This window comes from Methylobacterium sp. WL7 (genome assembly GCF_008040085.1).
Lineage (GTDB): Bacteria > Pseudomonadota > Alphaproteobacteria > Rhizobiales > Beijerinckiaceae > Methylobacterium > Methylobacterium mesophilicum.
Genome location: NZ_VRVG01000045.1, coordinates 1 through 24,647, shown reverse-complemented (window position 1 = coordinate 24,647; position 24,647 = coordinate 1). Strand labels below are relative to the sequence as shown.

At 63.2% G+C, this 24,647-nt stretch carries 13 protein-coding genes; 9 read left to right on the top strand and 4 right to left on the bottom strand.

The genetic code is table 11. From position 1 onward, the window contains the following. Positions 1-109: 109 nt before the first annotated feature. Positions 110-1,906 carry a glycosyltransferase family 1 protein gene (locus FV233_RS13660; RefSeq protein WP_147897784.1) on the bottom strand — a complete coding sequence of 599 codons (1,797 nt, stop codon included), beginning with the start codon at positions 1,904-1,906 and terminating at the stop codon, positions 110-112. 364 nt (positions 1,907-2,270) lie between these two features. On the opposite strand from FV233_RS13660, the gene FV233_RS13655 reads away from it, so the two are divergent. Beyond that, positions 2,271-3,350: an IS630 family transposase gene (locus FV233_RS13655; RefSeq protein ID WP_147897783.1), complete on the top strand. Its 1,080-nt coding sequence runs from the start codon at positions 2,271-2,273 to the stop codon at positions 3,348-3,350. A gap of 194 nt (positions 3,351-3,544) precedes the next feature. Here the strand turns inward: FV233_RS13655 and FV233_RS13650 are convergent, their stop codons facing one another. Continuing rightward, complete coding sequence (locus FV233_RS13650; RefSeq protein ID WP_147897782.1) at positions 3,545-5,971, bottom strand: glycosyltransferase family 4 protein; 2,427 nt, start codon at positions 5,969-5,971, stop codon at positions 3,545-3,547. 2,159 nt (positions 5,972-8,130) lie between these two features. Between FV233_RS13650 and FV233_RS13645 the strand changes: the two genes are divergently transcribed. Continuing rightward, entirely contained in the window at positions 8,131-11,247 is a 3,117-nt protein-coding gene (locus FV233_RS13645; RefSeq protein WP_187278106.1) for a rhamnan synthesis F family protein, read from the top strand. Positions 11,248-11,363: 116 nt separating this feature from the next. Here FV233_RS13645 and FV233_RS13640 read toward each other — a convergent pair whose 3' ends face one another. Further along, entirely contained in the window at positions 11,364-13,142 is a 1,779-nt protein-coding gene (locus tag FV233_RS13640) for a glycosyltransferase family 61 protein (protein WP_147897780.1), read from the bottom strand. A 359-nt stretch (positions 13,143-13,501) separates the two neighbouring features. On the opposite strand from FV233_RS13640, the gene FV233_RS13635 reads away from it, so the two are divergent. Both FV233_RS13635 and FV233_RS13630 read left to right on the top strand, forming a co-directional pair. Further along, positions 13,502-14,773, top strand: a complete 1,272-nt coding sequence (locus tag FV233_RS13635; RefSeq protein WP_147897779.1) for an ATP-grasp domain-containing protein — start codon at positions 13,502-13,504, stop codon at positions 14,771-14,773. Next, positions 14,770-15,429 (top strand): acetyltransferase, encoded by a 660-nt coding sequence (locus tag FV233_RS13630; RefSeq protein WP_147897778.1) that lies wholly within the window; start codon positions 14,770-14,772, stop codon positions 15,427-15,429. The genes FV233_RS13635 and FV233_RS13630 overlap by 4 nt, the downstream gene beginning before the upstream one ends. A gap of 172 nt (positions 15,430-15,601) precedes the next feature. On the opposite strand, the gene FV233_RS13625 is transcribed toward FV233_RS13630, so the two are convergent. Further along, positions 15,602-17,380 (bottom strand): glycosyltransferase family 61 protein, encoded by a 1,779-nt coding sequence (locus FV233_RS13625; protein ID WP_147897777.1) that lies wholly within the window; start codon positions 17,378-17,380, stop codon positions 15,602-15,604. Between the two features lie 357 nt (positions 17,381-17,737). Here FV233_RS13625 and FV233_RS13620 point away from each other — a divergent pair, with 357 nt between their 5' ends. From FV233_RS13620 to FV233_RS13600, 5 genes are all read left to right on the top strand, one after another. After that, complete coding sequence (locus tag FV233_RS13620; RefSeq protein ID WP_147897776.1) at positions 17,738-18,847, top strand: aminotransferase class I/II-fold pyridoxal phosphate-dependent enzyme; 1,110 nt, start codon at positions 17,738-17,740, stop codon at positions 18,845-18,847. A gap of 50 nt (positions 18,848-18,897) precedes the next feature. Further along, positions 18,898-20,700, top strand: a complete 1,803-nt coding sequence (locus tag FV233_RS13615) for a glycosyltransferase family 61 protein (protein ID WP_246689980.1) — start codon at positions 18,898-18,900, stop codon at positions 20,698-20,700. A 181-nt stretch (positions 20,701-20,881) separates the two neighbouring features. Further along, positions 20,882-23,269: a glycosyltransferase gene (locus FV233_RS13610; RefSeq protein WP_147897775.1), complete on the top strand. Its 2,388-nt coding sequence runs from the start codon at positions 20,882-20,884 to the stop codon at positions 23,267-23,269. Between the two features lie 195 nt (positions 23,270-23,464). After that, positions 23,465-23,881: a hypothetical protein gene (locus tag FV233_RS13605; RefSeq protein ID WP_147897774.1), complete on the top strand. Its 417-nt coding sequence runs from the start codon at positions 23,465-23,467 to the stop codon at positions 23,879-23,881. Between the two features lie 95 nt (positions 23,882-23,976). After that, a partial coding sequence (locus FV233_RS13600) for a glycosyltransferase (RefSeq protein ID WP_147897773.1) occupies positions 23,977-24,647 on the top strand: 671 nt, incomplete at its 3' end.

The following is a 24,647-nucleotide window of genomic DNA, read 5'->3' as shown; positions in this document are numbered from 1 at the left end:
GGCTCCCGGCCGCCGTCTGTCTCACCCAATCCAGCCATCGCCAGTTCTTTGCGGGTCCATCTATCCGATCCCACCCCGAAGTCGAGGTGTACCCATCTCCCAGAGAACGTTACGCCTCCCAGGGGGGGGCGGTCTGTGGTCGCACGATCGGCACACGAAGTCGCCTATAGCGCGTACAATATTCCGATAAGAACGCCACCGTCCCGTTCTTCAGGCCCCGTGCCGAGGTACGTCGGAGCAGCGCATCGTGGACGACCAAGCCAGCGCCGCGGTGTCGGTGGTAGGCGATCACGCCCTCCTGCTCGCTGGGCTCCTTCTCAAGCATGCAATCTTGAAGCTGCGGGTCCGGCCCGGCGCAATCTGCTTTCGCAAAGAGACGCAACGCCGATATCACACCCCGCACTGTCGAGGCGCTGTATGCGCTGAGCCCGTCGCGGTATGCAGTAACCAGCTGAAATTCAGCGTGGTCGTAGCGGGTTGCGAAATCTGCCACAGCAGAGTCCAAAGACTCCGGGTCGCTACCGTCGAAAAGGATGAGATTTGCGGCCGCACCAAAAAATAAAGACAACTCTGGATCGTCGATAAGTGTGACGTCCAGACCAATCGTGACATCCGCGTCCGGCCCAAACGCGCGTACATGCCAGGCATTGATATCGCCCGCTTCACGGAAGTGGGCTCGATCTGTCTCTGTCAGGCTCGCGTACGAGACAAAGACAGCAAGCTCGTTGTAGCGCGGCTGGGTAAACCGGCTCGCGGGCGGCAATGTGCGTATCGCTTTGGCTGCAACGGCCGCGTCGATGGCTTCGGCGAGGTTCGCCACCATCTTCTCAGAGGAGAAGTCACGTGCCCGTTCGAGCCCTCGCTCCATCAATTCCTTCCGCAACGCTCCCCCAGTCCAGAACGCTGCGATATCATTGGCCAGCGCCAGAGCGTTTGATGCGTTGCTCATGTAGGTCACCGCTGAACCGCAGATCTCCGGTACCGCGGTGGCAGGATTGGTCAGCACGGGCACGCCCAGTGCCATTGCGTCAACAAGCGGGATGCCGAAGCCTTCGTACAGGCTTGGAAACACCATGCCGCGACTTGAAATCAATAAATTGAGGAGCGTCCCCTCGTCTAAGAAGCCGTGTAGATCCACCAAATCATCGACGCCGAGCGCCACGGCGATCCGGCCGAGGCGTTCCTTCTCGGCAGCATGCCCCGACGTATTGGTTAACGCCAGCGGTACCCTCAGACCACGCCGGTTCAGGATGCCGATCGCCTGGATCAAAATTTCATGATTTTTGTGCGGCCAAGGAACGGCCGGATAGATGAGATACGGCGCCTCGTCCCCGACCGACGCGCGTTTCGCTCTTACCGCTTGATCGTCTAGGCCACTGTCTTCGGCCATAAAACCAGCCAGATGGACGACCGAGACGCGATCCACTCCGTAGAAATCAGCGAGATTTTTACGCTCGTACTCGGAGATCGCTACGAGCCAATCCGACCGGTCGATGGCGTAGCCATATTCGGCCAACCGCCCCGCCATCTGTTCCTCGGTGTAGAGCCAAGGCATGCGCAGGTGCTGGAGATCGAGAACAAAGCCAATGACAGCGATTTTCGGATCGATGAGCGTCGGTCTGAGCCCGTTCAACGGGTCGACGTAGCATTCGCACCAAGATAGGAGACGCCGTAGGCTCGCGTTGCTGTCGTCGTCGACAACTTCAAAGCTGACCGTTGGAAAGGCCAGAATTAGGCTTCGCCAGTGGGGAGGGATCGCAACTCGTAACTGCACGCGCCGTGGTAGATGGGCCAAAAGGGCGAGAGCAAGGCGGCCGGCACCACCCGCGCCCTTCTCGCTCGGCAGGAGCCGCACCAGATTCAGTAAGACGCGTGGGCCCGCAGCCCCCATGACGGCTTCGCTCATAACCGAAGCTCGGATACCACCCCTAGACCGATCCACGACGTGAGCACCGTTGCGGTGGTGGTCCGGCAATCGGCCCGGCCATCACCGTGTTCGATGGCGGTTCTCGCCATGACTTTTCCCACATCAGCGCCCGTCAAACCCATCCGTTGTGCAGGTCTCTAAGACTCATGCCGCGGGCCTGTCAAAGCGATGCCTGCCGCCAAGGCGTCGCCCCCACAAGGTGCGACCCACTTGCCACACCGATCCCCTACCACCGAAAGTGTCCAGATCAGTGCGGCGCGAGCTTTTGCATCTAGTGGTTGAAAACTGACGGTTGAGTCCGTCTCGGGTTTCGGTTTGGGCTGTGTCCTGCGAGTCTGGCGGGATGCGCAGCGGCATCTCCTTCACGCTTCCCGCCTCGGTGCGCCTTCGGCTCGAAGCCCTCGTGGCTGACCGGAACACGCCCCAGAAGCATGTCTGGCGCGCTCGCATCGTGCTGCTGAGCGCCGATGGTCTGGGTACTCATGCGATCATGCGTGAGGCGGGCGTGTCCAAGACCGCGGTCTGGCGCTGGCAGGAGCGCTTCGCACAGGAGGGCCTCGATGGGCTCCTTCGCGACAAGACACGGCCAGCCCGCATCCCGCCCCTCGGCCCGGAGGTGGCGGCGCGCGTGGTGGCCCTAACCCAGGCTGATCCGCCCGGCGAGACCACGCATTGGACCGCGGCTGCCATGGCCCAGGCCGCATCCATCAGCGTCTCGTCGGTGCAGCGGATCTGGCGCGGCCACGGCCTGCAGCCACATCGGGTGCGGCAGTTCAAGGTTTCTACCGACCCAGCCTTCGCCGCCAAACTGCGCGATGTGGTCGGGCTCTACGTCGATCCACCGGCTCATGCCGTGGTGCTCTCCGTCGATGAGAAGTCGCAGATCCAGGCGCTCACCCGAACGCAGGACCCGTTGCCGATGAAGCCGGGTCAGCCCACGACGCATACCCACGACTACAAGCGCCACGGCACCACGACCTTGTTTGCCGCCCTGGACGTCCTGGAGGGCAAGGTGATCGGCCGCTGCATGCAGCGCCACCGGCATCAAGAGTTCATTCGCTTTCTCAACGCGGTCGAGGCGGCGGTCCCGGCCGGAAAGGTCGTCCACGCGATCTTAGACAACTACGCCGTTCATAAGCACCTGAAGGTCCGCGCCTGGCTCGACCGCCACCCGCGCTGGACCTTTCACTTCACGCCCACCTCCGCCTCCTGGCTCAACGCCGTCGAGGGCTTCTTCGCCAAGCTCGCGAGGCGCCGGCTGCGACGGGGCGTGTTCGGATCACTGGTCGAGGTCCAGGCTGCCATCAAACGCTACATCGCCGAGAGCAACGGAGATCCGAAGCCCTTCGTCTGGACCGCAGACCCGGACCGCATCATCCAGGCCGCCAAACGCGGGCACCAAGCGTTAGACTCGCACCACTAGAATGCGGCCGCACGGCGCGTCGAAAATGCACGCCTGCCCACGGGGCTGCTGGTAAAGCACGCGTCAACGCCGAACAGGTCGCTGGCGAAGTTTCGGCCTACGCGCGTAGACCGGGTTGCCCATGTGCTGTCGTCGGTTTGCGGGCCGGTAGAAATGGATCAGGATAGTTTGGAGTTGTCGTTGACCTTATCCAATTAAGGCGCATCAAGTAATGCGTGTATGCTATCTAGCCGGCTTCTGTAGCGTTGTGAGATGGCGTCGATGCTAAAGTTATTCTTGACGAATTGGGCTGCGCGCATGCCACGTCTTGCCGCCTCGTCGCGGCGGTATAGCACCTCGCGCATAGCGGCGGCGGCGCTGGCGATCTTCGGATCGGCCCATACGCTGCCGCGTTCAACGCCCAGGTACTCATCATATCCAACGGCTACCAAATCATAATCGACCAGAAAGCAATTATCCTGTGTGCAAAAATCCATATTTCCTGAATATGCTGTTGCTATAACAGGACGTCCGAGCTGCATGGCTTCCAGCATGCCGAAGCCGAAACCTTCGGCCCGGTGGAGAGATACGTAACAGTCACAGGCCTGCTTCAAGGAAAGAATTTGTTCGTATGTAAAGGTCTCGTCAATGACTCGGATCCGAGGATCGTCTTGGATAAGTTCATCGATCGTGCGCCAGACGCTGACCTGAAAGGCATTCGAGACGCGGTTTCGGTTCCAGGTCTTGATAATGAGCGCAACCTCTTGGTTCTCTTTGTCGAACGCTGCCTGAAATGCGCGAACGGCCGCGAGCGGGTTCTTGCGCTCGGCGTAAGAGAAGGAATCAAACGTGGTCAGGAAGGTAAATTTGCCGTTCTGAGGAAATTTAGTTTGTGTCTCGAGGTGCCGTGGCAGGTCTTCGACGGCCATCCCAACATTTACAACGGGCTTGTGAGTGTATGCAGCATAGATTTCTTGAACATATTTTGAAGACACCCGAATTTCATCCAATACTTCGAGTGCAAGAAGGTGTGACTCTGGGACTTTATTTAGTTCCCAGAAAAAATATCCGATATTATAACTATTTTCGAACGTCGACTTCGGTAAGATCGAAAAAGCGAGAGGGATGAAGTCGGAGTTGAGATGAAACAAATTGATACGACGTGGTTCTGCGTATGACTGATAATTGATTCGGCTCGAAAATCCGACGAGAGCCGGGTTTTCGACGTTGAACGGTAAGGCAGACAGCGATGATCCGATGCTGCGCTCAAGGATTTGATACGAGAGACGTGTCGCTTGCCCGAGCCCCGACGTCTTATCAATAGGTCCGATAACGGTCACGCCCTCCCTCGTTTCGTTCTCGACATCCACCGCTGGCGATGCACAGGGTCCCGCGTTCCGGGACGACTCCGGATTTGAAACGGCGGCACTGGTTTCGCCGCGCCACCGGACTTGTTCGGCGAGGTCATAAGTGTAGGGGGCGTCTTGGAGGAGGAAGGACAGGTTGTCCTCGAAGGAGCGAGTGCCGCCGACGTCGTTTGCAAGGAGGACCTTCATCGAGGGGAATGGAAGCAGATCGGCCACGTAAGGATACTTGCAGCTCAACAGAAGGAAGTAGTGGAGAGCGGCTAACCGGCCGGCACTGCTGTGAAGGTTTAAACACTGCAGCTCAGGACTCTTGGCGATATGCAATCGCATAAACGTGCTGAGTTGGAATCTGCCATAGGAGGCTCGATCTATTTTCCTCAATGCGGATTTCTGGTCAGAGGTTACGAGTTTGCGTTCGAGATTCAGTTGTGGAGTTTTTTCGAAACACCACCAATACAGTGCCTCGTTCTCGATATCGGGCTTTGTGACGTCTACAAGGTCCGGGCGGTCGCGCCGGAGAAGGTTCCAAAGCGCGACGCTGATACTCGCCGGAAATTCGGAGACCGGAAGCGGATCGTTTAGAAACTGGATCTGGCTCTGCGAGAGCGGAACGCTGAGGGTCCGCCCCCATCTCAGACTATATTCTGCGATGTACCACAGGAGGACCGCCAGGTGGTCCTTCGTAGAGCCAGACAGCTTGGTTTTCAGGTCCTTCTCGCCCGACCGGATCACCTCGTTGCGGAGAAATTTGGAGATCAGGCCGTCGCGATCCTGCTTCGGGTGAGCCGTTTCCAGAAGAGTGGCCGATAGCGGTCTGCCGCCGGGCGAGGATGGGGCGTCATCAGAGGTTCGAGGCCAGGCGGCGTCGCTCTGTGCTCCGTGATCCGCTGCAGCTCGCAGTTCGGCAGCCATCAGCAACATTAAGGCTGAGAAGGATTCCGGAAGCGGAGGAATGGTTCTTCGGAGGTTGAGGGTGTCCAGGTGAATATTTTTGGCTAAGACGTGGTCGCTGCCGAGAATCGAGATTTCGATCGCACCGTCCACGGCCGAAAAATTATGCAGGTCGGCCACGAAGCCGTGCCGGCCATCGCCGATGCCGTGATCCTTGAGATCCTGCCGAAAAATGTTGGCTTTTATGACCTCTGTCTTACCGCCCGCCGCAGTGGCTTGGACGAGAAGAGGCAGGTTTGGATTATGCCCGTCGAAGGCCCATCCGGTGATGAGGGGCTCGTCGATATAATCGATGAAGCCGCGCCACCTTTGATCATCGGTCATTTGCAAACTCGTCAATGGGGCCTGCCCCTACTCACATAGCCGGAACCTACATGACCCCCGCGGTTTAGCGGGTTCCAAAAAGAGTTTCGAGACCACGCAGTACTAAGGGGGGAAGTGAGTGAGAAATTGGCTTTGAAGGCGTTAGCCACCGTGCCAGTGACAGTCTTGCTGCATATGAAGATCAAATCGATGCCGTCCCGCTCGGCCACAATTTTATATCTTTCAACACTGAATAAACGACCCTTGCCGAATGCTAAAATCGCCCGAGCATTTGGATTTTAGAAACGTAGTCAGTAAACGAAGGGGCAGCAGATCCGAAACTCTTGACCGGGTTGCCATGTGGGGCGAAATGCTTGGCGAAGGTAGCTTCTTAGATTGGACCACTTTGACTGATTAGGATATCAAGGTATGTATGATCTTCGCTTCGTTCAGGAGCTGACGCCGGACGAACGTTGCGTCGCAACTGCACGATCCAGTGGTCGAAACAGGCGCATATCGACGCCGCGCGTAGCGGGCCACTCTAGCACCGCGCGGCGTATCGCGCTTGGCATGTCTGCAGGTTAAATTACGTCTTCGTCCGGGATACCGGGCTGCGAGCTCAATGGGAAAAGATGGGCGCAGGGACACCGGGGCAGCGTCGTACCGGGTCGCCTGAGCCAACAATAGCAGGATCGGTCGGTCGCAGGCGTCGGGCAACTCTCTGATCCGGATACCCGGCTCGGAGAAGTCATTTTCGATGTCGATACGAGACGATTGCCCCCGGCTTCGGCCTGCTGGGCGTGGGCACGTCGACGATCGTCGAGGCCCGTCCTCACTATCGGCCACCATCACCTTATCCACATGCCCGGTCACGGCGCCCGCTATACATGGCCGAGCGCGCGCGCGGAAGGCGCCGGCACGGGCGACATTGGGCGGCCGCCTTTTAAGCGCGCACGGCAGGCTTCGGGCTGGCATGAGATGATTGAGTTTGCCACACACCGTCTGGCTCGGCGCTACGGCTCTGATCACGACGGCGCCGGCACCAGCGCCAGCTCGGGTTGCCGGGTCTTTCAGATCACGCAGGCGCCCGTTCCAGAGGATGCCACTGCCTGACTAAAACATGCCCGGACAGGTCGGCACCGCAATTCAGCGTCGAGATATCATCGAGTAGGTTGTCATACGGGATGGTGCGGTTAAGATTAACCCGTGCCTGCTACCTGAGTTGGGTATTCGCTGCAGTCGTAAAATGGTCTAGGGTCATGGCACACTCATCGATCTCAAGTAATCTTCAATCAAACAAAATCGAAGTACTGCAGTACTGCGTCGCCGGATAGTGTCATGAATCGTCCCGGCATGGTGCGATAGCTTCCACAGACGTTACGACAAAACGCCAGTGCCCATTGTTCACGATTTGCGAACGACCCCGTCCGTGCTGTACGACCCGTGCTTGCGCGCTGTCTAAGCGCCCGTTAGGGGCAGCGGCGTGCACCATTCCTATCCAAAGATTTAATATGGCCCGTCTTAGCGCGCTTCGTTCGACGCTTCACAGCCTCCTTGGTGTCGTTCGCAACCGCTCCGCCGAGCAAAGGCTTGCGGATTTCGAGCTGTTCGACGCCGAGTGGTACCGGGCGACCCACGCCCTTGACCTTCCGCCGGCCCAGGCTGCACGACACTACCTGCACGAGGGGGCTGCACGAGGACTGAGTCCCGGCCCGCTGTTCGACGGACCTTGGTACCTGGACAACCATCCTGACATCGCTGCAGCGGGCTTAAACCCGTTGCTGCACTATCTCGACAGCGGCCGGGCGGAAGGACGGGCGATCTGCTCGGTTGCCGACTCGGAAACGGTCGTGCGGATTACCGCCTCTGAGTTGTTTGATGCGGAATGGTACCGAGCGACCCAAGCCCCAAATGTGGTGTTGGACCAAGTCGCGTGGCATTACCTGCAGGAAGGCGCGACGCAGGGCCTAAGCCCTGGCCCCCTGTTTGACGGGCCGTGGTACCTTCAGAGCAACCCCGATGTTGCGGCTGCAGGGTTGAACCCGCTGCTTCACTACGTGACCAGTGGACGGTTCGAGCAGCGGCCAATCTGCTCGGTCGTGGATCCGAAAGCGGTAGCGAAGATCGCAGCCTCGGATCTGTTCGACGCTGAATGGTATCGGGCAACCCAGGCGCCTGGCTTGTCGCTTGACCGGGCAGCGCAGCATTACCTGCAACAGGGCTCCGCGGGTGGGCTGAGCCCGAGCCCCCTGTTCGACGGGCCCTGGTATCTCGAAACCAATACAGATGTTGCTGAAGCGCGCCAGAACCCCCTGCTGCACTATCTGAACGATGGGCGCGCTGAGGGGCGTTCGATCTGTCCGTTCGCCGATCCGGAAGCGTTGGCGCGGATCGAAGGCTCCGAGCTATTCGACGCGGAATGGTACCGGGCGACTTACGTCCCCGATCTGTCGTCGAGCCTGGCGGCGCGCCATTACCTCCGCGAGGGCGCGGCGCGCGGAATGAGTCCCGGTCCCCTTTTCGATGGGGCATGGTATCTCGCCAACAACGCCGATGTCGCCGAAGACGGCGCTAATCCGTTGCTGCACTACCTGGTGAGCGGACGCACGGAGGGACGGCCGATCCGCCTCGCCTGCGCCCGGGATCTCGGCGCAAACCGGATCGAGATCCTCCCCATCGTCCTGCGCGAGAGCACGCCCGCGCGCCTCGTCGTCGTCGTCCACGCCTTCTATGTCGACGTATTCAAGGAGCTTTTGCCCCACCTCGTGCGGGCGCTCTCCCGGTTCGACCTGCTGGTCTCGACCGACCAGCCCGACAAGAAGGCTGCGCTCGAGGCGGCGGCGGAGCGCGCCGGACTCGCCGGCGGTTGCCGGGTCGTACTGGTGGAGAATCGCGGTCGCAATTTCGGGCCGCTCGTCACCGTGTTCGCACCCGACATCCTGCGCTACGATTACGTGCTCCACATCCACACCAAGAAGTCGCTATTCAGCGGCGCCGAGCAGACGCGCTGGCGCGATGAGATCTATCGCGCGCTGTTCGTCAACGTCGCCTGCGCCCGCCTCGCCGTGGCCCTCCTGGATGAGGATCCCCGGATCGGCCTGTTCTTCCCGGAGACCAGCAAGCACATCGTCTATTGGGCGCATACCTGGCTCGCCAATATCGGCGCGGGCTATGGGCTGCTCGATCGCCTCGGCCTGCGCTACGACGGGTTCGACGAGTATCTCGACTATCCGGTGGGCGGCATGTTCTGGGCGCGGGTCGATGCCCTACGCCCGCTCCTGACCGCCGGATTGACCCCGCACGATTTCCCCGAGGAGCACGGCCAGACCGACGGGACGCTCGCGCACGCGATCGAGCGGGTGGTTCCCCTCGTGTGCCGGTCACAGGGCTACCGCGCCGTGTGCTTCGACTACGACCGGGGGCTCGTCCGTACCGACAGCGCCCGCAACTGGCACCAGTACAGCGCCCGCAGTCAGGACCAAGCGCTTCAGGCGCTGCGCGAGGTCGACCTCGTCTCGTTCGACTTGTTCGACACCCTTGTGAGCCGCCCGGCCCGGCGCCCGGACGCGGTGCTCAAGCTCGTCGAGCACCGCATCGCGACGCAGGAGGGTCGGCCCATCCCGCTCTTCGCCGAGCGCCGGGCCGCCGAGAACCGGGTGCGGGCCCGCAATCACCACCAGGGCGACGTCAACCTGTCGGAGATCTACGCGGAACTCGCCGCGTCCGGTACCATCCCCGGCGACGTGGTCGCGCGGGCGCACGCCCTGGAGAAGCGGATCGATCTCGGCGCCCTGCGCCCGCGCACGGAGGTCATCGCGGTCCTCGAAGCGGCGCACGCGCTCGGCAAGCGGATCGTCCTGATGACGGACACTTACTACGAGGAGGCCGACATCCGCGCGATCCTCCGCGATGCCGGGATTGCCGACCGTTTCGCCGCCCTCTACGTGTCGAATGCGATGGGCGCGCGCAAAGACCGGGGCGACCTGTGGCGCCACGTCGAGGAAGCCGAGGCCGTGCCGCGCGCCCGCTGGCTGCATGTCGGCGACAACGAGCACTCGGATATCCAGGCCGCCTGCGACCGGGGCATCCGCTACCTGCACGTCGCGCACCCGGCCAAGATCCTGGCCCAGAGCGGGTTCGCGCGCGACGGAGGGGATCTCAGCCGGACGTGGCCGTCCGACCTCGTCGTCGGCCATGCCATGCTTCATCTAGCCCGCAACCCGTTCCTCGACCGAGCCGCCCCACCCTACCTGTCACTCGGCTCGACCCACGATGTCGGCTACGCCGTGTTCGGGCCGCTGATGCTGCTGTTCATGTCCTGGCTGATCCGGCATGAGGCGCTGAGAGGCGTCGACCGGCTGTACTTCCTGGCACGGGAGGGCGACTTCCTCGTCAAGGTCTACCGCTTGATCCGGGAGCGCTACGGCCTGGAGCACCTGCCAGTGGGCCGGTACTTCCACGTTTCCCGGCAGACCGCGATCGCCGCCGCGCTGGGCGAGGGGTTCCGCCCAGATCTGGTACTAGGGGCCGGGCGCTACGTGGGCAGCATCCAAGGGCTTCTCTGGAACAGGACTAGCTTCACGGCCCCGGCACATCTCGGATTAGACCGCGTCGACATACGGCTCCCGGGCGACGCGCCGGTTGTCGAGCGCGTCATGAGGGAGATCGAGCCAGAGATCGCCGCCCACGCGGCAGACATGAATGCGCAGTTCCGGGCCTATGCCCGGCAGGAGAAGCTGGAGGCCGGCGGTTCCTACGGCGTGGTCGATGTCGGCTACTCGGCTACGATCCAGAAGATGATGCAACTGGCGCTCGGCCAGCCGCTGACCGGCTTCTACATGACGGCCTTCGACACGGCGAATGCGGTCGCGCAGGACGGTGGCGTCGCTTTCTGCTGCTTCAACGCCGGTGCGGATAATCCCGAGACGACGTCGCTGCCGGTCTTGGCCCACGCCCTCGCAGTCGAGGCGTTCTTGACCGCGCCCCAGGGACAGGTCGTGGGCTACGAGACGACGGGCGACCGGATCGCACCGCTGTTCAAGGCCGATCCGCGAAGTTCGGCCGAGCACGTCATCCTCGCCCATCTGCACGCCGGCGCCGAGCAGTACATCACCGACACGCTCGACCTCTACGGGTCGAGCCTGCTTCAGGCCGAAATCCCGCTGAACGGGCCGCAGGAACTCCTGCGCATGCTGATGGAAGGCCAGATCGCCACCCCCTCGGAGCCGATGAAGGCACTTGGCGTCGAGGACGATTTCTGTGGCCTACCGATCCATAGGGTGTACGCGACAGGATAGGAGCGTACGCGCTGCCCAGGGACGGAAGCTGCCTTTGCCGCGTCTGACACGTGCGCCGCAGGCATTGAGAACCGGCGCCCTCCCCCCGGGAGATGGGCGCCGAGGGTGTCGAAGCGCTACGATGCGGATGTTGCGAACGCGAGCGCCCGCGAGACCTGCTCGAGGGATACGGAATAGTTCGCGTGCATCGGGTGGATCCCCTCGGCATGCTCCGTCGATCCGCGAACGAACAGCAGGCGGGCTCCACTGGACTCGACGAAGCTGGTGAAGCCCCGGAAATAGAACGCCGAACTCTCGTGCGTGAGGGCCACGACCCGAGCGGCTGGCCGGCAGAACATGCAGTTGATCAGAGCCGAACTCGCCGAGCCAACGATGATGTCGGCGGAATGGTAGATCGCCACCTGCTCGGCGAACGTCAGCTGCTCAGGGTGGACGACCTCGAATCCGTGAGGTTGCAGGGCCTCGATGATGTCCGCCTCGTTGACGAGCCGGCGCTGCGCGAAACCGCGTCGTGACAGGATGACCCGCCGTCCGGCCTGCCGCAGGTCGAGCCCGTCCGCAGCGAGCCGCTCAAGGATCCTGCGCCGCACGGCGGCGAGGATGTCCTGCGGCCAGATCGCATCGTAGATTGGAAATTCCGGCCGCGTATCGAACGGGAAGAAAGCTGGCACCGGAGCCATGGCGAGTTCGCGAAAGCGCGTCGCGACCGGGGGCAGCGTCACGACGGGGCGGTCGCGCTCGTCCATCAACGTGATGATCTGCCGGTGCGACTCCGGCATCTCAGCATCAACGCAAATCGGAATCCCAGAGGGGCACGCAGGATCGTTGAAGCTCAGAAGGCGCGGGACGAACTCGAGCAGCCAGTGTCCATACTGCCTGCTCTGGAACCCGAACAGCATCAGCCCGGCATCGATCTCGCGGATCTCGGCCGGGGCCTCGATCAAGGCGCGTCTGGGACCCCAGACGGCCGTCATGATCTGACCGGGATTGACGCCATCCTTGATCTCGGCGAGGCCGCTCAGTGGGTGGGCGGCCAAGTCGTAGATCAAGCACTGGCCGTGCAAAACGACGTTGCTGCGGGGGAAGGTCAGGCAATCTTTGAATAAGGCAAGGTATTGCGGCGGTGCATCAAGGGTTCCAGGTCGCGAAGTCAGCGTGATCGGGCCGTCGAGGAACTGCACGTCCGGGTCGGCCATCGTTCGGCCGGCTAACAACTCGCGATAGACCCCCCGACCCTCGTCGGCGGCCTGCCTGGCCGAGACAATGTCATAGATGCCGATGGGGCCGAGACCGGCGATCGATCGGGTGCTCTCGTGCAGGGCCGCGGCCTCCTCGTGCCGATCGACCTCTGCCAGTGCGTTCATCTGCAGGATGCGTAGGTTCCGGATCTTGACGCTGACGCTGTGGCCGTCCCCGGTCGCGAGCCCGGCATCTCCGCCGTTCAGCGCGAAGGCGATGCGGTAGCACTGCACGGCGGGTTCCGGTCGGTAGCGGCACTCGTGATCCCAACCCACCCTCAGAATGGTCGCGGCGGCCTCGTGCATGGCCGCCTCGGCCCCATCGCGCCGAATCTCAGCGACGAACGCTGAAGCTTCGTCCCAGTTTTCACGCTCGATGAGATCGCGCAGGCGCGCTGTCACGGCGGCCATCCGCCAGCGCTGATGCTCGCGTGGGTCGATCGTGGCGGCGAGCTCGTAGGCGCGCGCCGCGTCGCCGAACCGATCGCTGCCTTCGAGCCGAAATCCGAGAGCCTCGAGGTGCCGCACGGTCGCTGCCGAACATAGTGACGCAGGAGGCTCCGCGCTGAGCAGAGTGGTCAGCTTTTCGAGCTTGTCCGGGGCGTTGCCGATGTCGATCGACCGGACCAAGTCGATGAAGGTCGCCGTCGGCCGCATGTCTCTCCCGTCTGCCGTCCTCTGGTCATAGACTGCGTCGGCTCAGTAACGGATCTCAGGTCGAGTGACGAGCGATCACAGCGATGGGATCTAGCCGTTTCCTCAATCGCGTCGCCAACGAACTGGCGTCTCAGCCTTCGTTCGAGGAATCACCCCTAGGCCCCCCGCGCGCCGGGCCGGGGGCGTCGCGGCATCCGACAGTTGCCGATCCGGGCTATCACCCGTACCACACCGGGACTGCTCACCGTGTTCTTAATCGTCACCCTGATCGCCGCGCAGCGACGCGCCTGAGGGCGCCGGGAGGTTGAAGGTGCCGCATGGTAGACAACGGCAATCTCGCATTGGGCCTGGAGTGATCGATGAAAAAGAGGGTTTTGGTCGTTCCCGCCGGAACAGAGATCGCCCACGAGGTCATCGAGAGCCTCCGTTTCTCAAAATATTGGGATGTCTACGGTGGTAATTCTGTAAAAGATCATTCGGAAATTCTGCTGAACGACAAATGCCATTTTGTCCCGTTCGTGGTCGATCCGAATTTCGTGTCGGCCGTCCAGGAACTGGTCACGAAGTTGGATATCGATTTCGTCATCCCGGCGCATGACGAGGCGCTATTTCGTTTGGCTGGGCGCATCGATGGGGCGATCGTCGCCGGACCCTCGCCGGAGCTGGGCGAGATCTTGAAGTTGAAATCGAGCACGATCGCCAAATTGCGGGGCGTGGTGCCCGCGCCGCAAATCTACGCTCCCGGCGAGGAAAAATTCCCCGTCTTCTGCAAACCTGACCGCGGGCAAGGGTCGCGCGGCATCCGGATCGTCCACGACAGCGATGAGCTCGATCAGATTCGCGCAACCGATAGCAATCTCATCGTTCAGGAGCTGCTGACCGGAGAAGAGGTTACGGTCGATTGCTTCTCCGATCCGTCCAGTCGCGTACTCTTCGCGAGCGCCCGGAGCCGTGTCCGCACGACGGGCGGTATCTCCGTTCGTTCTCGGCAGGTGGGCGATGCTGAATTCCCGCACTTGGCGAGCAAAATCTCAGAGGCGTTGCATCTCACGGGTGCTTGGTTTTTTCAGATGAAGAAAAATGCCGATGGGCACCACAAGCTGCTGGAGGTGGCCAACCGGATCGCGGGGTCGTCCGGGTTTCAGAGGGTCCGCGGCGTCAATTTCATGGACGCGTGGCTTCATCAGCTGTCCGGACAGGACGTAAAATTTCAAACTCTATCCAAATTTGATTTTGTGTATGATCGCGCTTTGTACGTTAAGACGATTGTACAATCAAGAATAAATGCACTCTATGTCGATTTTGATGACACGCTGATTATAGATGGAAGCATCGTCAATCATCGGCTGATCGGGATTTTGTTTGGTGCAAAATATAATAAGCGGAAAAAAATTGTTCTTTTGACACGGCACGACGGCATCGTTGAAGAAAAGCTCGAGCATTTTGGCCTCAGCAGCCTCTTCGACGAGATCATCCACCTGAAGAAAGGTGAAATGAAATCGAACTCCGTCGAAGGGGCGGATGCGATTTTTATCGACGACTCGTACCGTGAACGAGCCGACGTCGCGGAGAAGTGCGGCGCGATCGCGATAGGTCCGGAATCCCTTGATCTCGTCGAAGGTATCTTATGATCCAGGCGACATCATCGACAGAGCGGCTCGTCCTCTTCGGCGCGGGTGCGCTGGCGCGCGAGTTATTAGTCGTCCTCCCGCGGCTGCATACGGCCGGGCGTGAGATCGAGTTCGTCGCCTGCCTCGTTGACCCTGACGTCGCGGCCGCCGACAGACTTCACGATCGCCCAATCTCACGGAATATCAGCGACTTCGCCGGCGACGATACCCTCCGCTTCGTCGTGGCGCTGGGTGAGCCCAAAGCTCGGGCACGGGCGGTCGAGCGCCTGCGTTCGATCGGAGCGCGCTACGCTTCGATCATCGATCCAGGGGTGCTGATCGGCGCGAGCAGCAGCGTCGGTGAGGGCTCCATGATCCTCGGCCATGCTTCCATCACGGCGGATGCGCATCTGGGCGCCCACGTGCTCGTGAATCCCGGGGCAACCATTGCGCATGACAATCGGATCGCGGATTTCGCGACCTTGAGCCCTGGCGTGCATTTGGCCGGACACGTCGTCGTCGAAGAAGGCGCTTTTCTCGGCACCGGCGCATCCGTGATCCCGGGGACCCGCATCGGCGCCCGCGCCCTCGTGGGCGCCGGTGCGGTCGTGATCCGAGACGTCCTCCCGGGGCATACAGTCGTCGGCAATCCCGCCCGCATCCTACGCCGTGATTGAGCGTGTCCAATTGGTCGAAACCGGCAGGCTCGCAGTCCCCGGCACAGCGAGCAGGCCGCCGTGCGGTCCGATTTTCGATCGCGCGTGTTCCTAATTCGAGAGTGCGGGCTACACATCATTATTAGAGCCAGTCGAGCGCGTTCTCTCCGCCCCCAGCTCGGATCGCCATGTCTTATGTCCGACCAACCCTCTCGATGGCACGCAGCACCTGATCCGGCGACACGGTGTAGTTGGCGTGGAACGGGTGGCCGAGCTCGTTGTGTTCCGTGATGCCCCGCACGAACAGCAGGTCTGCGCCACTCGACTCGATCATGCTGGTGTATCCGCGGAAGTTGAACGAAAGACCTTCATGAATCAGGGCAACGACCTTGGCTCCGGGATGGCAGAAGATACAATTCGTCAGGGCCGAACTCGCCGACCCGACGATGATGTCCGCCGCATGATAGGTCGCGATCTGCTCGGCGAACGTGAGCGTCTCTGGATGAACGACTTCGAACCCGTGTTGTGCGAGGATACCCACGATCTCTGCCTCGTTCAGAAGCTGGCGCTGGGCGAAGCCACGACGCGACAGGACGATCCGCCGACCGGTCCGGCGCAGGTCCACTCCGCTCTCCGCCAGCCGCCCGAGTACCCGGGAACGCAGGTCGGCGAAGACGTCGGCCGGCCAGATCGAATCGTAGACCGGGTGCCCGGGCCGCATGTCGAACGGCAGGAGCGTGGGAGCCGGCGCGAGGCCGAGTTCCCGAAAGTGTGTCGGTACCGCCGCCAGCGGGACGATCGGCCGGGCTCGCTCGTCGATCAACTCGATGATCTGTCGGTGCGTCTCCGGCATGTCATCATCGATACAAATTGGGAAACCGTCAGGGCAAACGCGGTCGTTGAAGCAGAGCATGCGCCCGACGAATTCCAACAGCCAGTGGCCGTAATTCCGGCTCTGTAGCCCAAACAGCATCAGTCCGGCCTCGATCTCTCGGCGCTCTGGGGGTGCTGCGACCAGAGCACGTCCGCTGCCGTAGCCTGCGATCATGATCTGATCGGGATTGACGCCATCCCGGATATCGAAGGTGCCGCTCAGCGGGTGGGCGGCGAGGTCATAGATCAGGCGGTCGTCCTGGAGCACGACGTTGCTGCGCGGGAAAGCGAGGCAATCTCGGAAAAGGGCGATGTATTGGGGCGGCGCATCGCGTGAGCCGGCTTGAGACGTCAGCGCTACCGGACCGTCGAGGAACCTGATCTCGGGTTCACCGATCCGGCGCCCGGGCCGCACCACCCGGTAGACGCCCTGACCGTCGGCAGCCGCTTGGTGTGCCGACATGATGTCGTAGACGCGCATCGGGCCGAGGCCGAGCAAGTCGCGCGTCTGTTCATGCAGGGGGGCGGCCTCTGCATGCCGGCCTTCCTCTGCGAGCGACCGCATCTGTAAGATCCGGATATCGCGGATCTTGCGCTCGAGCGTGTGACCATCGACCGTGGAGATCCCGTGGCCGCCGTCACTCAGTGCGTGCGCTAGCCGGTAGCATTGCACCGAGGTCTCCGTCTCGTAACGACACTCGTAATGCCACGCGAGGCGCATCAAGATATCGACCCCTGCGCCGATCCCCGCGTCGGATTCTCCGCCGTTTCGCAGAGCCTCGACGACGGCAGCGGCCTCGCTGAAGCGCCCCCGCTCGCACAGGCCCTGGAGGCTCACGGTGACGGCGGCCGTTCGCCAACGCTCCCGGTCTCCCGCATCGACGGCAGCGATCACCTTGTAGACCTCGGAAGCTTGCGCAAACCGGTCGCTGCCCTCCAGGCGGAAGGCGAGGGTCTCGAGGTGCTGCACGATCGCCTTGGGAAGCGCGCCGGACTGAACAGCCTCGACCGCCACCGCAGCGAGTTCCCCGAAAATCTGGACGGCGTTGCCGCCGTCGATCCTCTTGATCAGATTCATGAATGCCGCGGTCGGCCGCATGTTGCTCTCCTGTCCCGTCGCGCCGCGACGGCGCGGGGATCGCGATCCGACCGGTACCGGATGTCACCTTCCCTGACGAGCGCGCGTCGGGCACCTGCAACCCCGCTCATACGGCCCTCGACGCGCGGAGAGTGGACGCGCGGAGAGAGGCGGCTCTGTCGATGGGTGTGCGATGACCGATGCGGATAGACGCTTGACGACGCCGCGAGGGGCTACGATCCCCACCCGTCGCCTTACGCCGCCGGTCATGTCGCCCGGTGGTGCGCGCCTTCCGCACCCATGCGTGGGGATGTATAGCGGGCCGCGTCGCTATCGCACCAGGATGGCGGCGATCGAGAGCGAAGGCGTGTTCGAGCGATGATCCCGGTACTGATCCCGAGCCTCCCGGAGACGGACGCGATCGTCCCCTACCTGCGCCGAATTGACGAGACTCACACCTACAGCAACTACGGGCCTCTCACCAACGCGTTCACGGCCGGGCTCTGCCGCTTTATCGGCGCCCAGAGTGGCGACGGGCCAGTCCATGCGGCTCTGACCAGCAACGGCACAGCTGCGATCGAACTCGCCCTGCGCTATCGCACCGTGGGCCGGACCGGCCGGATCTGCGTCATGCCATCCTGGACCTTCATCGCCACGGCGCATGCGGCGGCCAATGTCGGACTGACCCCGTACTTCACCGATGTCGATCCGGAGACCTTGGCGCTCACGCCAGACATCGCTGCCCGCGCCCTGCGAGCCAATCCCGGCGATGTCGCGGTCGTTGTCGTCGTGAGCCCGTGCGGAGCCCCGATCGAGGTCAGTGCCTGGGAGGCGTTCGAGGCGGAGCACGGCGTTCCGGTGATCTTCGATGCCGCCGCGGCGGGTTTGAACCTCCGGCATGTCGGCGCTCAACCCCTATGTATCAGCCTGCATGCCACCAAGGCGCTCGGGATCGGCGAAGGCGGCGCGATCGTCACGAGTGATGCCGCGATGGCGGCGGCGATCACCGCGATGACCGGGTTCGGGTTCTCGGCCGGCAGTCGCGTCTCGGAGATGCGCGGTGGCAACTACCGCATCTCCGAATATGCGGCTGCCGTGGGTCTCGCCGTCCTCGACGACCTCGACGCGCGCATCGCCCGGCTGCGGGAGGTGTCGCTGGCCTATGTCGCGGGGTTCGAGCGGATCGGGGTGTCGATGCAGGCGGGCTTCGGCCGGGACTGGCTGACGATGACCGCGAATGCGATCTTCGACGCCCGTGCCGTCGCGGGCGTGACAGCGGCCTTCGACCAGTCCGGGATCCAGTGGCGGCGCTGGTACGGCGGCGGCTGCCACACGCACCCGATTTTCGCCGCATGCCCACACGATGGCCTCCCTGCGACGCGCGGCGTCGCCGAGACCGCGATCGGCGTGCCGTTCTTCCCGACGATCGCATCGGAGCAGATCGCACAGGTCTGTGGGTGCGCCGAGCGGGTCTTGGCCTCTCGCTGAGTGAGCATTCGAGCGATCGGCCCCCAGTCGCGCTTCCACCCGAACGGTCGATGACGATGAGCGAGTCATTCCGGCAGATCCTGATCCAGGCTGCGCAATCCGGCACGCAGGGCGGGCTGGATGTTCTGGAGCGGTCCCTGAGCGCGGCAGAGCCGAGTGACGTCCTCGCTCAACACTTGGCAACGCTCGGGTTCCGGTTCGAATCTGAGGACAGGGCGGGGCTCGCCGCCAAGGCCTACGCGCTCGCCGCGCGGGTGGCCCGGACGCAGGCCCCCGGCTATCGGCTCTCCGCGATCCGCGCCCGGATCCTCGACCGGTGCCGGAACGAAGACTACGACGCCGTCGAGCCGCTGCTGGACGAACTGCAGCAGGCCAAGGCCGCCGCCCAGGACAGGGGCCAGTCTGATCCCTCCTTCACCGATCTCGGATGGGCGTGCGAGATGCAGGGGGAAGCCGAGCGCGCAGTGCGCTTCTACCTGCTGGCGCGGATCGTTCGCGACAATCACGGCGGCGCGGCGCTGACGCATGACGGCGACACATTCGAGGTGAAGATCAAAAACCTGCGGCGCCTGCAGTTCGATGCTCTGCTCGCCGAAGGACGGTTCAACGAGGCGATCGAACTTCACAAACGAACCGGCCGTGTCCACGGCTCGGCTCCGCTCGCCAAGTACGAGATCGTCAGCGTGAAAGCGCTCTCCGAGACCGGCGCGGCCTCATACCTCGAAATCCTGCCCAGCCGCCGTATCGAAGCCCCTGCTCTCAAGTTCTGGGAGCCACCTCCGCCTCTGCGGTCCGAGTCGGGCGACCTCGACATGCCGCCGCTCTACCTCGCATTCCTGAAGGAGGCCCACGCGTTCCCACGCAGCAATGTCATCGTGACGGGTGATCGGGTCGTTTATGATGTGGCGGCCCATCCGCGTCGGAAGGACGTCCTGATCCAAGACGGCGTCAATCTCGACCAGATCATGATGGCGGCGTTCGGCCAAACTCACGCCCTGATCGAGCTTCCCGAGAACGCAGAGCGGATCGAGGCCGGGCTGGTCATGTTCGGTCTCCAGAGTCGGAACTACGGACACTGGTTCAGCGAGTTCGTGCCGCGCATGATCTGCTACAACGATCCGCGCTGTCCGGGCGGGATCCCGCTCTGCATCGACGATCACATGCCGGGCACCCACGAGGAGATCCTCGCTTTGCTCGACACCCGCAACCGGCCGGTGATCAAGCTGCCAGCCAAGCCCGTCTCGTTTGGGACGCTCGGGATGGCACCAGTCCCAGCTTTTTTCCCCTTCGATATGAAGCCCGGACAGCCGTTCTACGATACGATCTGGCCCGCGGACGTCTTCAGGATGATCCGGGATCGTATCCTCTGGCAAGCTCGCGACCGTGGCATGTTGTCCGAGCGCAAGGACCGTCGCCTGTTCATCTCGCGCAAGGCATTTACGCAGCGCGTGCTCGAGAACGAGCAGGAGGTCGCCGATCGCCTGCGTCCGCTTGGCTTCGAGGTCATCTATCCGGAAACCCTCTCGTTCCTGGAGCAGGTCGCCCTGTTCCACTCCGCGGCCCTGGTCGTCGGGTCATCGAATTCCTCCCTCAACAACGTGCTCTTCTCTCAACCCGGGTGTCAGATCCTCGGTCTGATCCACGAGGAGCTGAGCTTCAATTTCCGAGGTTACACCAGCTACGTCGAGGCAGGGGGCGCGCAGATTACGTTCCTGCGCGGCCGATCGAGTGAGCGGAGGGACAGCGTGCACGCCTTTCACGCCAACTATCGCGTCGATCCGAAACAAGTCATAGACGCGGTCGCTCAATTGACGACGCGATCACCTGCCATCTCCGGCCGCATCGTGACGTGATAAAAGTCGCGACGGTTGCCTCGGGGCTCTGGTTCCGCATCCGGATGACAGCTCAGCGCAACACCTGAGGCGGCCCATCCGCAATCGGCGCGCCGTGGGGGACGATCTACGGAGCCTGCGGCATCTCATTTTCCACGACCGCAGCCGGCGATCGGTCGAGACATCAGCGAGGACACGATCGATGCAGGCTGCCGCTGAGACCGCAGCCCCGGCTCCGCCTCAGCTGGAGCCGTGGCAGGTCGATTTCTCGACGATCTACCGCAGCGGTCAGTTCGACCACCTCTGGTACGCAGCGCGGTATCCGGATGTCGGCCTGACCGACCTCTCGCCGCTCGAGCACTACGTGAAGTACGGCGCACGGCTCGGCCGGCAGCCGCGGCCGGATTTTCCGGGGACGCCGGACGAGGCGGTGGACGGGAGCTACATCAACCCGTTCGCGGCGTGGTTGCGCCAGCAGGGCGACGCCTCCGCAGGCTTAGCCGACGGCAAGCCCGTCGTTTCGGTCCTGTGCATCACCTACAATCAAGAGCCGTTCATCCGCCAGACGCTCGACAGCATCCTGAGCCAGAGGACGGATTTCCCGTTCGAGCTGATCGTAGGCGACGATAGGTCGAGCGACGGCACCGCGGAGATCATCGCCGAGTACGCCGCGCGCCACGCGAACATCGTCGCGATCCTGCGGCCGGAGAACGTCGGCGTCGTCAAGAACCTGGATGATATCGCCGGGCGCGTCTCCGGCGAGTACGTCGCCATCTGCGAGGGCGACGATTACTGGACCGATCCCGACAAGCTGCAGCGCCAGCTCGATTACATGCGGCACAGGCCGGAATACACCCTGTGCTTCCATCCGGTACGCGTCGTGTACGAAGACATGCCGGGTGTCGCGACCATATATCCGGAGCACTGCGCTCCGCAGCTGTCCCTCTCCGATTTGGCTGCGCGCAACTTCATTCAGACGAACAGCGTGTTCTACCGCTGGCGGTATTGTGGCGGCGAGAAGCTCGAGATCGGCCGCGGTATCATCCCGGCCGACTGGTACATCCACCTGATGCACGCTGAGGTCGGGCGGATCGGGTTCCTGCCGCAGGTGATGGCGGTGTACCGCAAACATGCCGGCGGGATGTGGGCTCATGCGTCCGACCTCGCGCGGCACAAGCGGCTCGGTAAGTCGGAAATCGAGTTCTACCGGCAACTGCGCGGCCGTTTCGGCGGCCGCTTTGCCGACAGCTTCGCGGCGTCGCAGCGGCTGATTTTCGCCCGCCTCGCAGAGGCCTGCCTCGACGAGGAGGACGTGCCTGGTTTGCGCACCCTGATCGAAGACCATCCCGACATCGCCCACGATACGCTCGGTGAGATGGGCTTCGACACCGCGCGCCTGCCGAGCGGTGATGCCGACGCTCTGCGCGCGTGGTTCGAAGAACAGCTTACCGTCAGCGTCATCGTGACCGCGCCCGGTCCTGGCGCCGATCTCCGTCACGGCCTCGATAGCATTCTGGCCCAGCGCGGGCTGTTCCGGCTGCGCGTCATCGTCGGTTATGAGCGTTCGACGCAAGCCGCCCCGGAGATCATCGATGCTCTTCGAGCGGCCGATCCGGACCGCATCGACGTGCGCCCGCGCCCGCAGGATCTCGGTCCGCTCCGGAACCTGCAGGACTGCATCGCGGCCTGCGCCGGCCGCTACATCGCCTTCTGCGACGCGGATGCCCGCTGGATGTCGGATCGCAAGCTCACCAAGCAGCTCCGGATCCTGCGGAGCGACCCCAATCTCGCGCTGTGCTTCAACTGGGTGCTCGTGCGTCGCGCAGCGGAGGGATCCCTGCTGCCCCACGAGGGGCAGGGGCGACTCGCGAACGGGAACCTCCGCTTCTCGGATCTCACCGTCGCACCAGTCACCGCTCATCGCTCGTGCGGCCTCTACCGCGCAGATGCGCTGCGGAATCTGCCGCAGGCCTTCTTCGAGGAGCCCGGTGCCGGCGACTGGTTGATGGATCTCTACGTCGCCGATCGAGGGGGTATCGCATTTCTGCGGGAGATCCTATCAGTCTGGAACAGCCGGGCGGGCGGACCGTGGTCGGACCGCCCCGACGTGATCCAGACGGCCCGGATCGACCTCCAGCGCCGACGATTCGTCGCTCTCTTCGGTCGTGGGCGTGGCTTCGAGCCCTACGCGCTCGTTTGTACGGTCGCGGACGGCGGCCCTCCGCTGTCTCCCGACCTCGTCCGCGCCCATCTGGAGGCGCCGATCCCCGGCGCCGGGACCGAGATCCAGGACGGACAGGTGGTCCTTGCTGGCTGGGTCGTCCCGACTTACGGGGGCCGGACGACGCTGATCGCCGAGGTCGGTGGCGAGACCCATCGGTTTCCCGTCGACCGGCCCCGGTCCGACGTCGTTAACGCCCTGTTCGGCGACGCGCCCGCCCCGGTGGACGAGGCGCGCTGTGGCTTCCACTTCCTGTTGCCGTTCGATCGGCATCTGGAGGTTCGCCTCCTGATCCTGCTGGAGGACGCAGTTCTGCCTTGGCTGTCGGTCTCCCTCGCCCAACGATCCGATGGTGAGGCGTCTGGCTGAGGTGAGTCCCGCCAGGCGGTGCGTCGGCCCCTCCCCCTGCGAGCCCGAGCGCCCAGCGAGGGTTGACCGGGCTAACAGGGCAATCGTATCACCCGAGCGACGCGCGGCCCGGCCGCTGCGATGGTCGGTGTGCGGCATCCGCCGCACGTCCGAAGCTTCGGCGCCGTGGGCGCCACGATGGGGGCGGAGCGGTTCTTGGGCGAGGACGTCGAGACGCTACGGACAGAGCTCGCGGAAACGCAGGCTCGCTTGAAGGAAGCGCAGGGGGAACTGGCCCGTCTGGTCCGCTTGGCCGAGGCCGATCTTCAGCGGCAGCGACCGGGCGAGCAGTCGAGCGTCGTCGCCGCCTCGGTCCGACGGCCGGCAGCCAAGGACGTCGCGGCCCGCATCGCGCGGCTCGTTCAGCTCTACCGCGAGGCTTCGGCCGCGTCCCCTGACACTGCGCCAGTGGTTGACGAGAATACGTTGCTCCGGTGGCTCGAGACCTCCGGCTTGTTCGACCGTGATTTCTACTTGAAGTGCAACGGCGATGTGGCGAGCGCGGGCGCCGACCCGACGCAGCACTACTTCAATCACGGTTACGCCGAGTCGCGGCCACCATGCGCGCTCTGACGCCGGCTCGGGCTGACTGCCCGACGCCACGGTGAGTGGTGTATCGCCGCGCTTGACGGCAGCCGGCGGCCGAGACCTGTGTAAGGACACGATCGATGCAGACTGCCGCTGAGACCGCAGCCCCGGCTCCGCCTCAGCTGGAGCCGTGGCAGGTCGATTTCTCGACGATCTACCGCAGCGGTCAGTTCGACCACCTCTGGTACGCAGCGCGGTATCCGGATGTCGGCCTGACCGACCTCTCGCCGCTCGAGCACTACGTGAAGTACGGCGCACGGCTCGGCCGGCAGCCGCGGCCGGATTTTCCGGGGACGCCGGACGAGGCGGTGGACGGGAGCTACATCAACCCGTTCGCGGCGTGGTTGCGCCAGCAGGGCGACGCCTCCGCAGGCTTAGCCGACGGCAAGCCCGTCGTTTCGGTCCTGTGCATCACCTACAATCAAGAGCCGTTCATCCGCCAGACGCTCGACAGCATCCTGAGCCAGAGGACGGATTTCCCGTTCGAGCTGATCGTAGGCGACGATAGGTCGAGCGACGGCACCGCGGAGATCATCGCCGAGTACGCCGCGCGCCACGCGAACATCGTCGCGATCCTGCGGCCGGAGAACGTCGGCGTCGTCAAGAACCTGGATGATATCGCCGGGCGCGTCTCCGGCGAGTACGTCGCCATCTGCGAGGGCGACGATTACTGGACCGATCCCGACAAGCTGCAGCGCCAGCTCGATTACATGCGGCACAGGCCGGAATACACCCTGTGCTTCCATCCGGT

Excerpts from the sequence above, each read along its gene's own strand:
- FV233_RS13660 (WP_147897784.1), bottom strand. The coding sequence starts at position 1,906 with ATGAGCGAAGCCGTCATGGGGGCTGCGGGCCCACGCGTCTTACTGAAT.
- FV233_RS13655 (WP_147897783.1), top strand. The coding sequence starts at position 2,271 with ATGCGCAGCGGCATCTCCTTCACGCTTCCCGCCTCGGTGCGCCTTCGG.
- FV233_RS13650 (WP_147897782.1), bottom strand. The coding sequence starts at position 5,971 with ATGACCGATGATCAAAGGTGGCGCGGCTTCATCGATTATATCGACGAG.
- FV233_RS13640 (WP_147897780.1), bottom strand. The coding sequence starts at position 13,142 with ATGCGGCCGACGGCGACCTTCATCGACTTGGTCCGGTCGATCGACATC.
- FV233_RS13635 (WP_147897779.1), top strand. The coding sequence starts at position 13,502 with ATGAAAAAGAGGGTTTTGGTCGTTCCCGCCGGAACAGAGATCGCCCAC.
- FV233_RS13630 (WP_147897778.1), top strand. The coding sequence starts at position 14,770 with ATGATCCAGGCGACATCATCGACAGAGCGGCTCGTCCTCTTCGGCGCG.
- FV233_RS13625 (WP_147897777.1), bottom strand. The coding sequence starts at position 17,380 with ATGCGGCCGACCGCGGCATTCATGAATCTGATCAAGAGGATCGACGGC.
- FV233_RS13620 (WP_147897776.1), top strand. The coding sequence starts at position 17,738 with ATGATCCCGGTACTGATCCCGAGCCTCCCGGAGACGGACGCGATCGTC.
- FV233_RS13615 (WP_246689980.1), top strand. The coding sequence starts at position 18,898 with ATGACGATGAGCGAGTCATTCCGGCAGATCCTGATCCAGGCTGCGCAA.
- FV233_RS13610 (WP_147897775.1), top strand. The coding sequence starts at position 20,882 with ATGCAGGCTGCCGCTGAGACCGCAGCCCCGGCTCCGCCTCAGCTGGAG.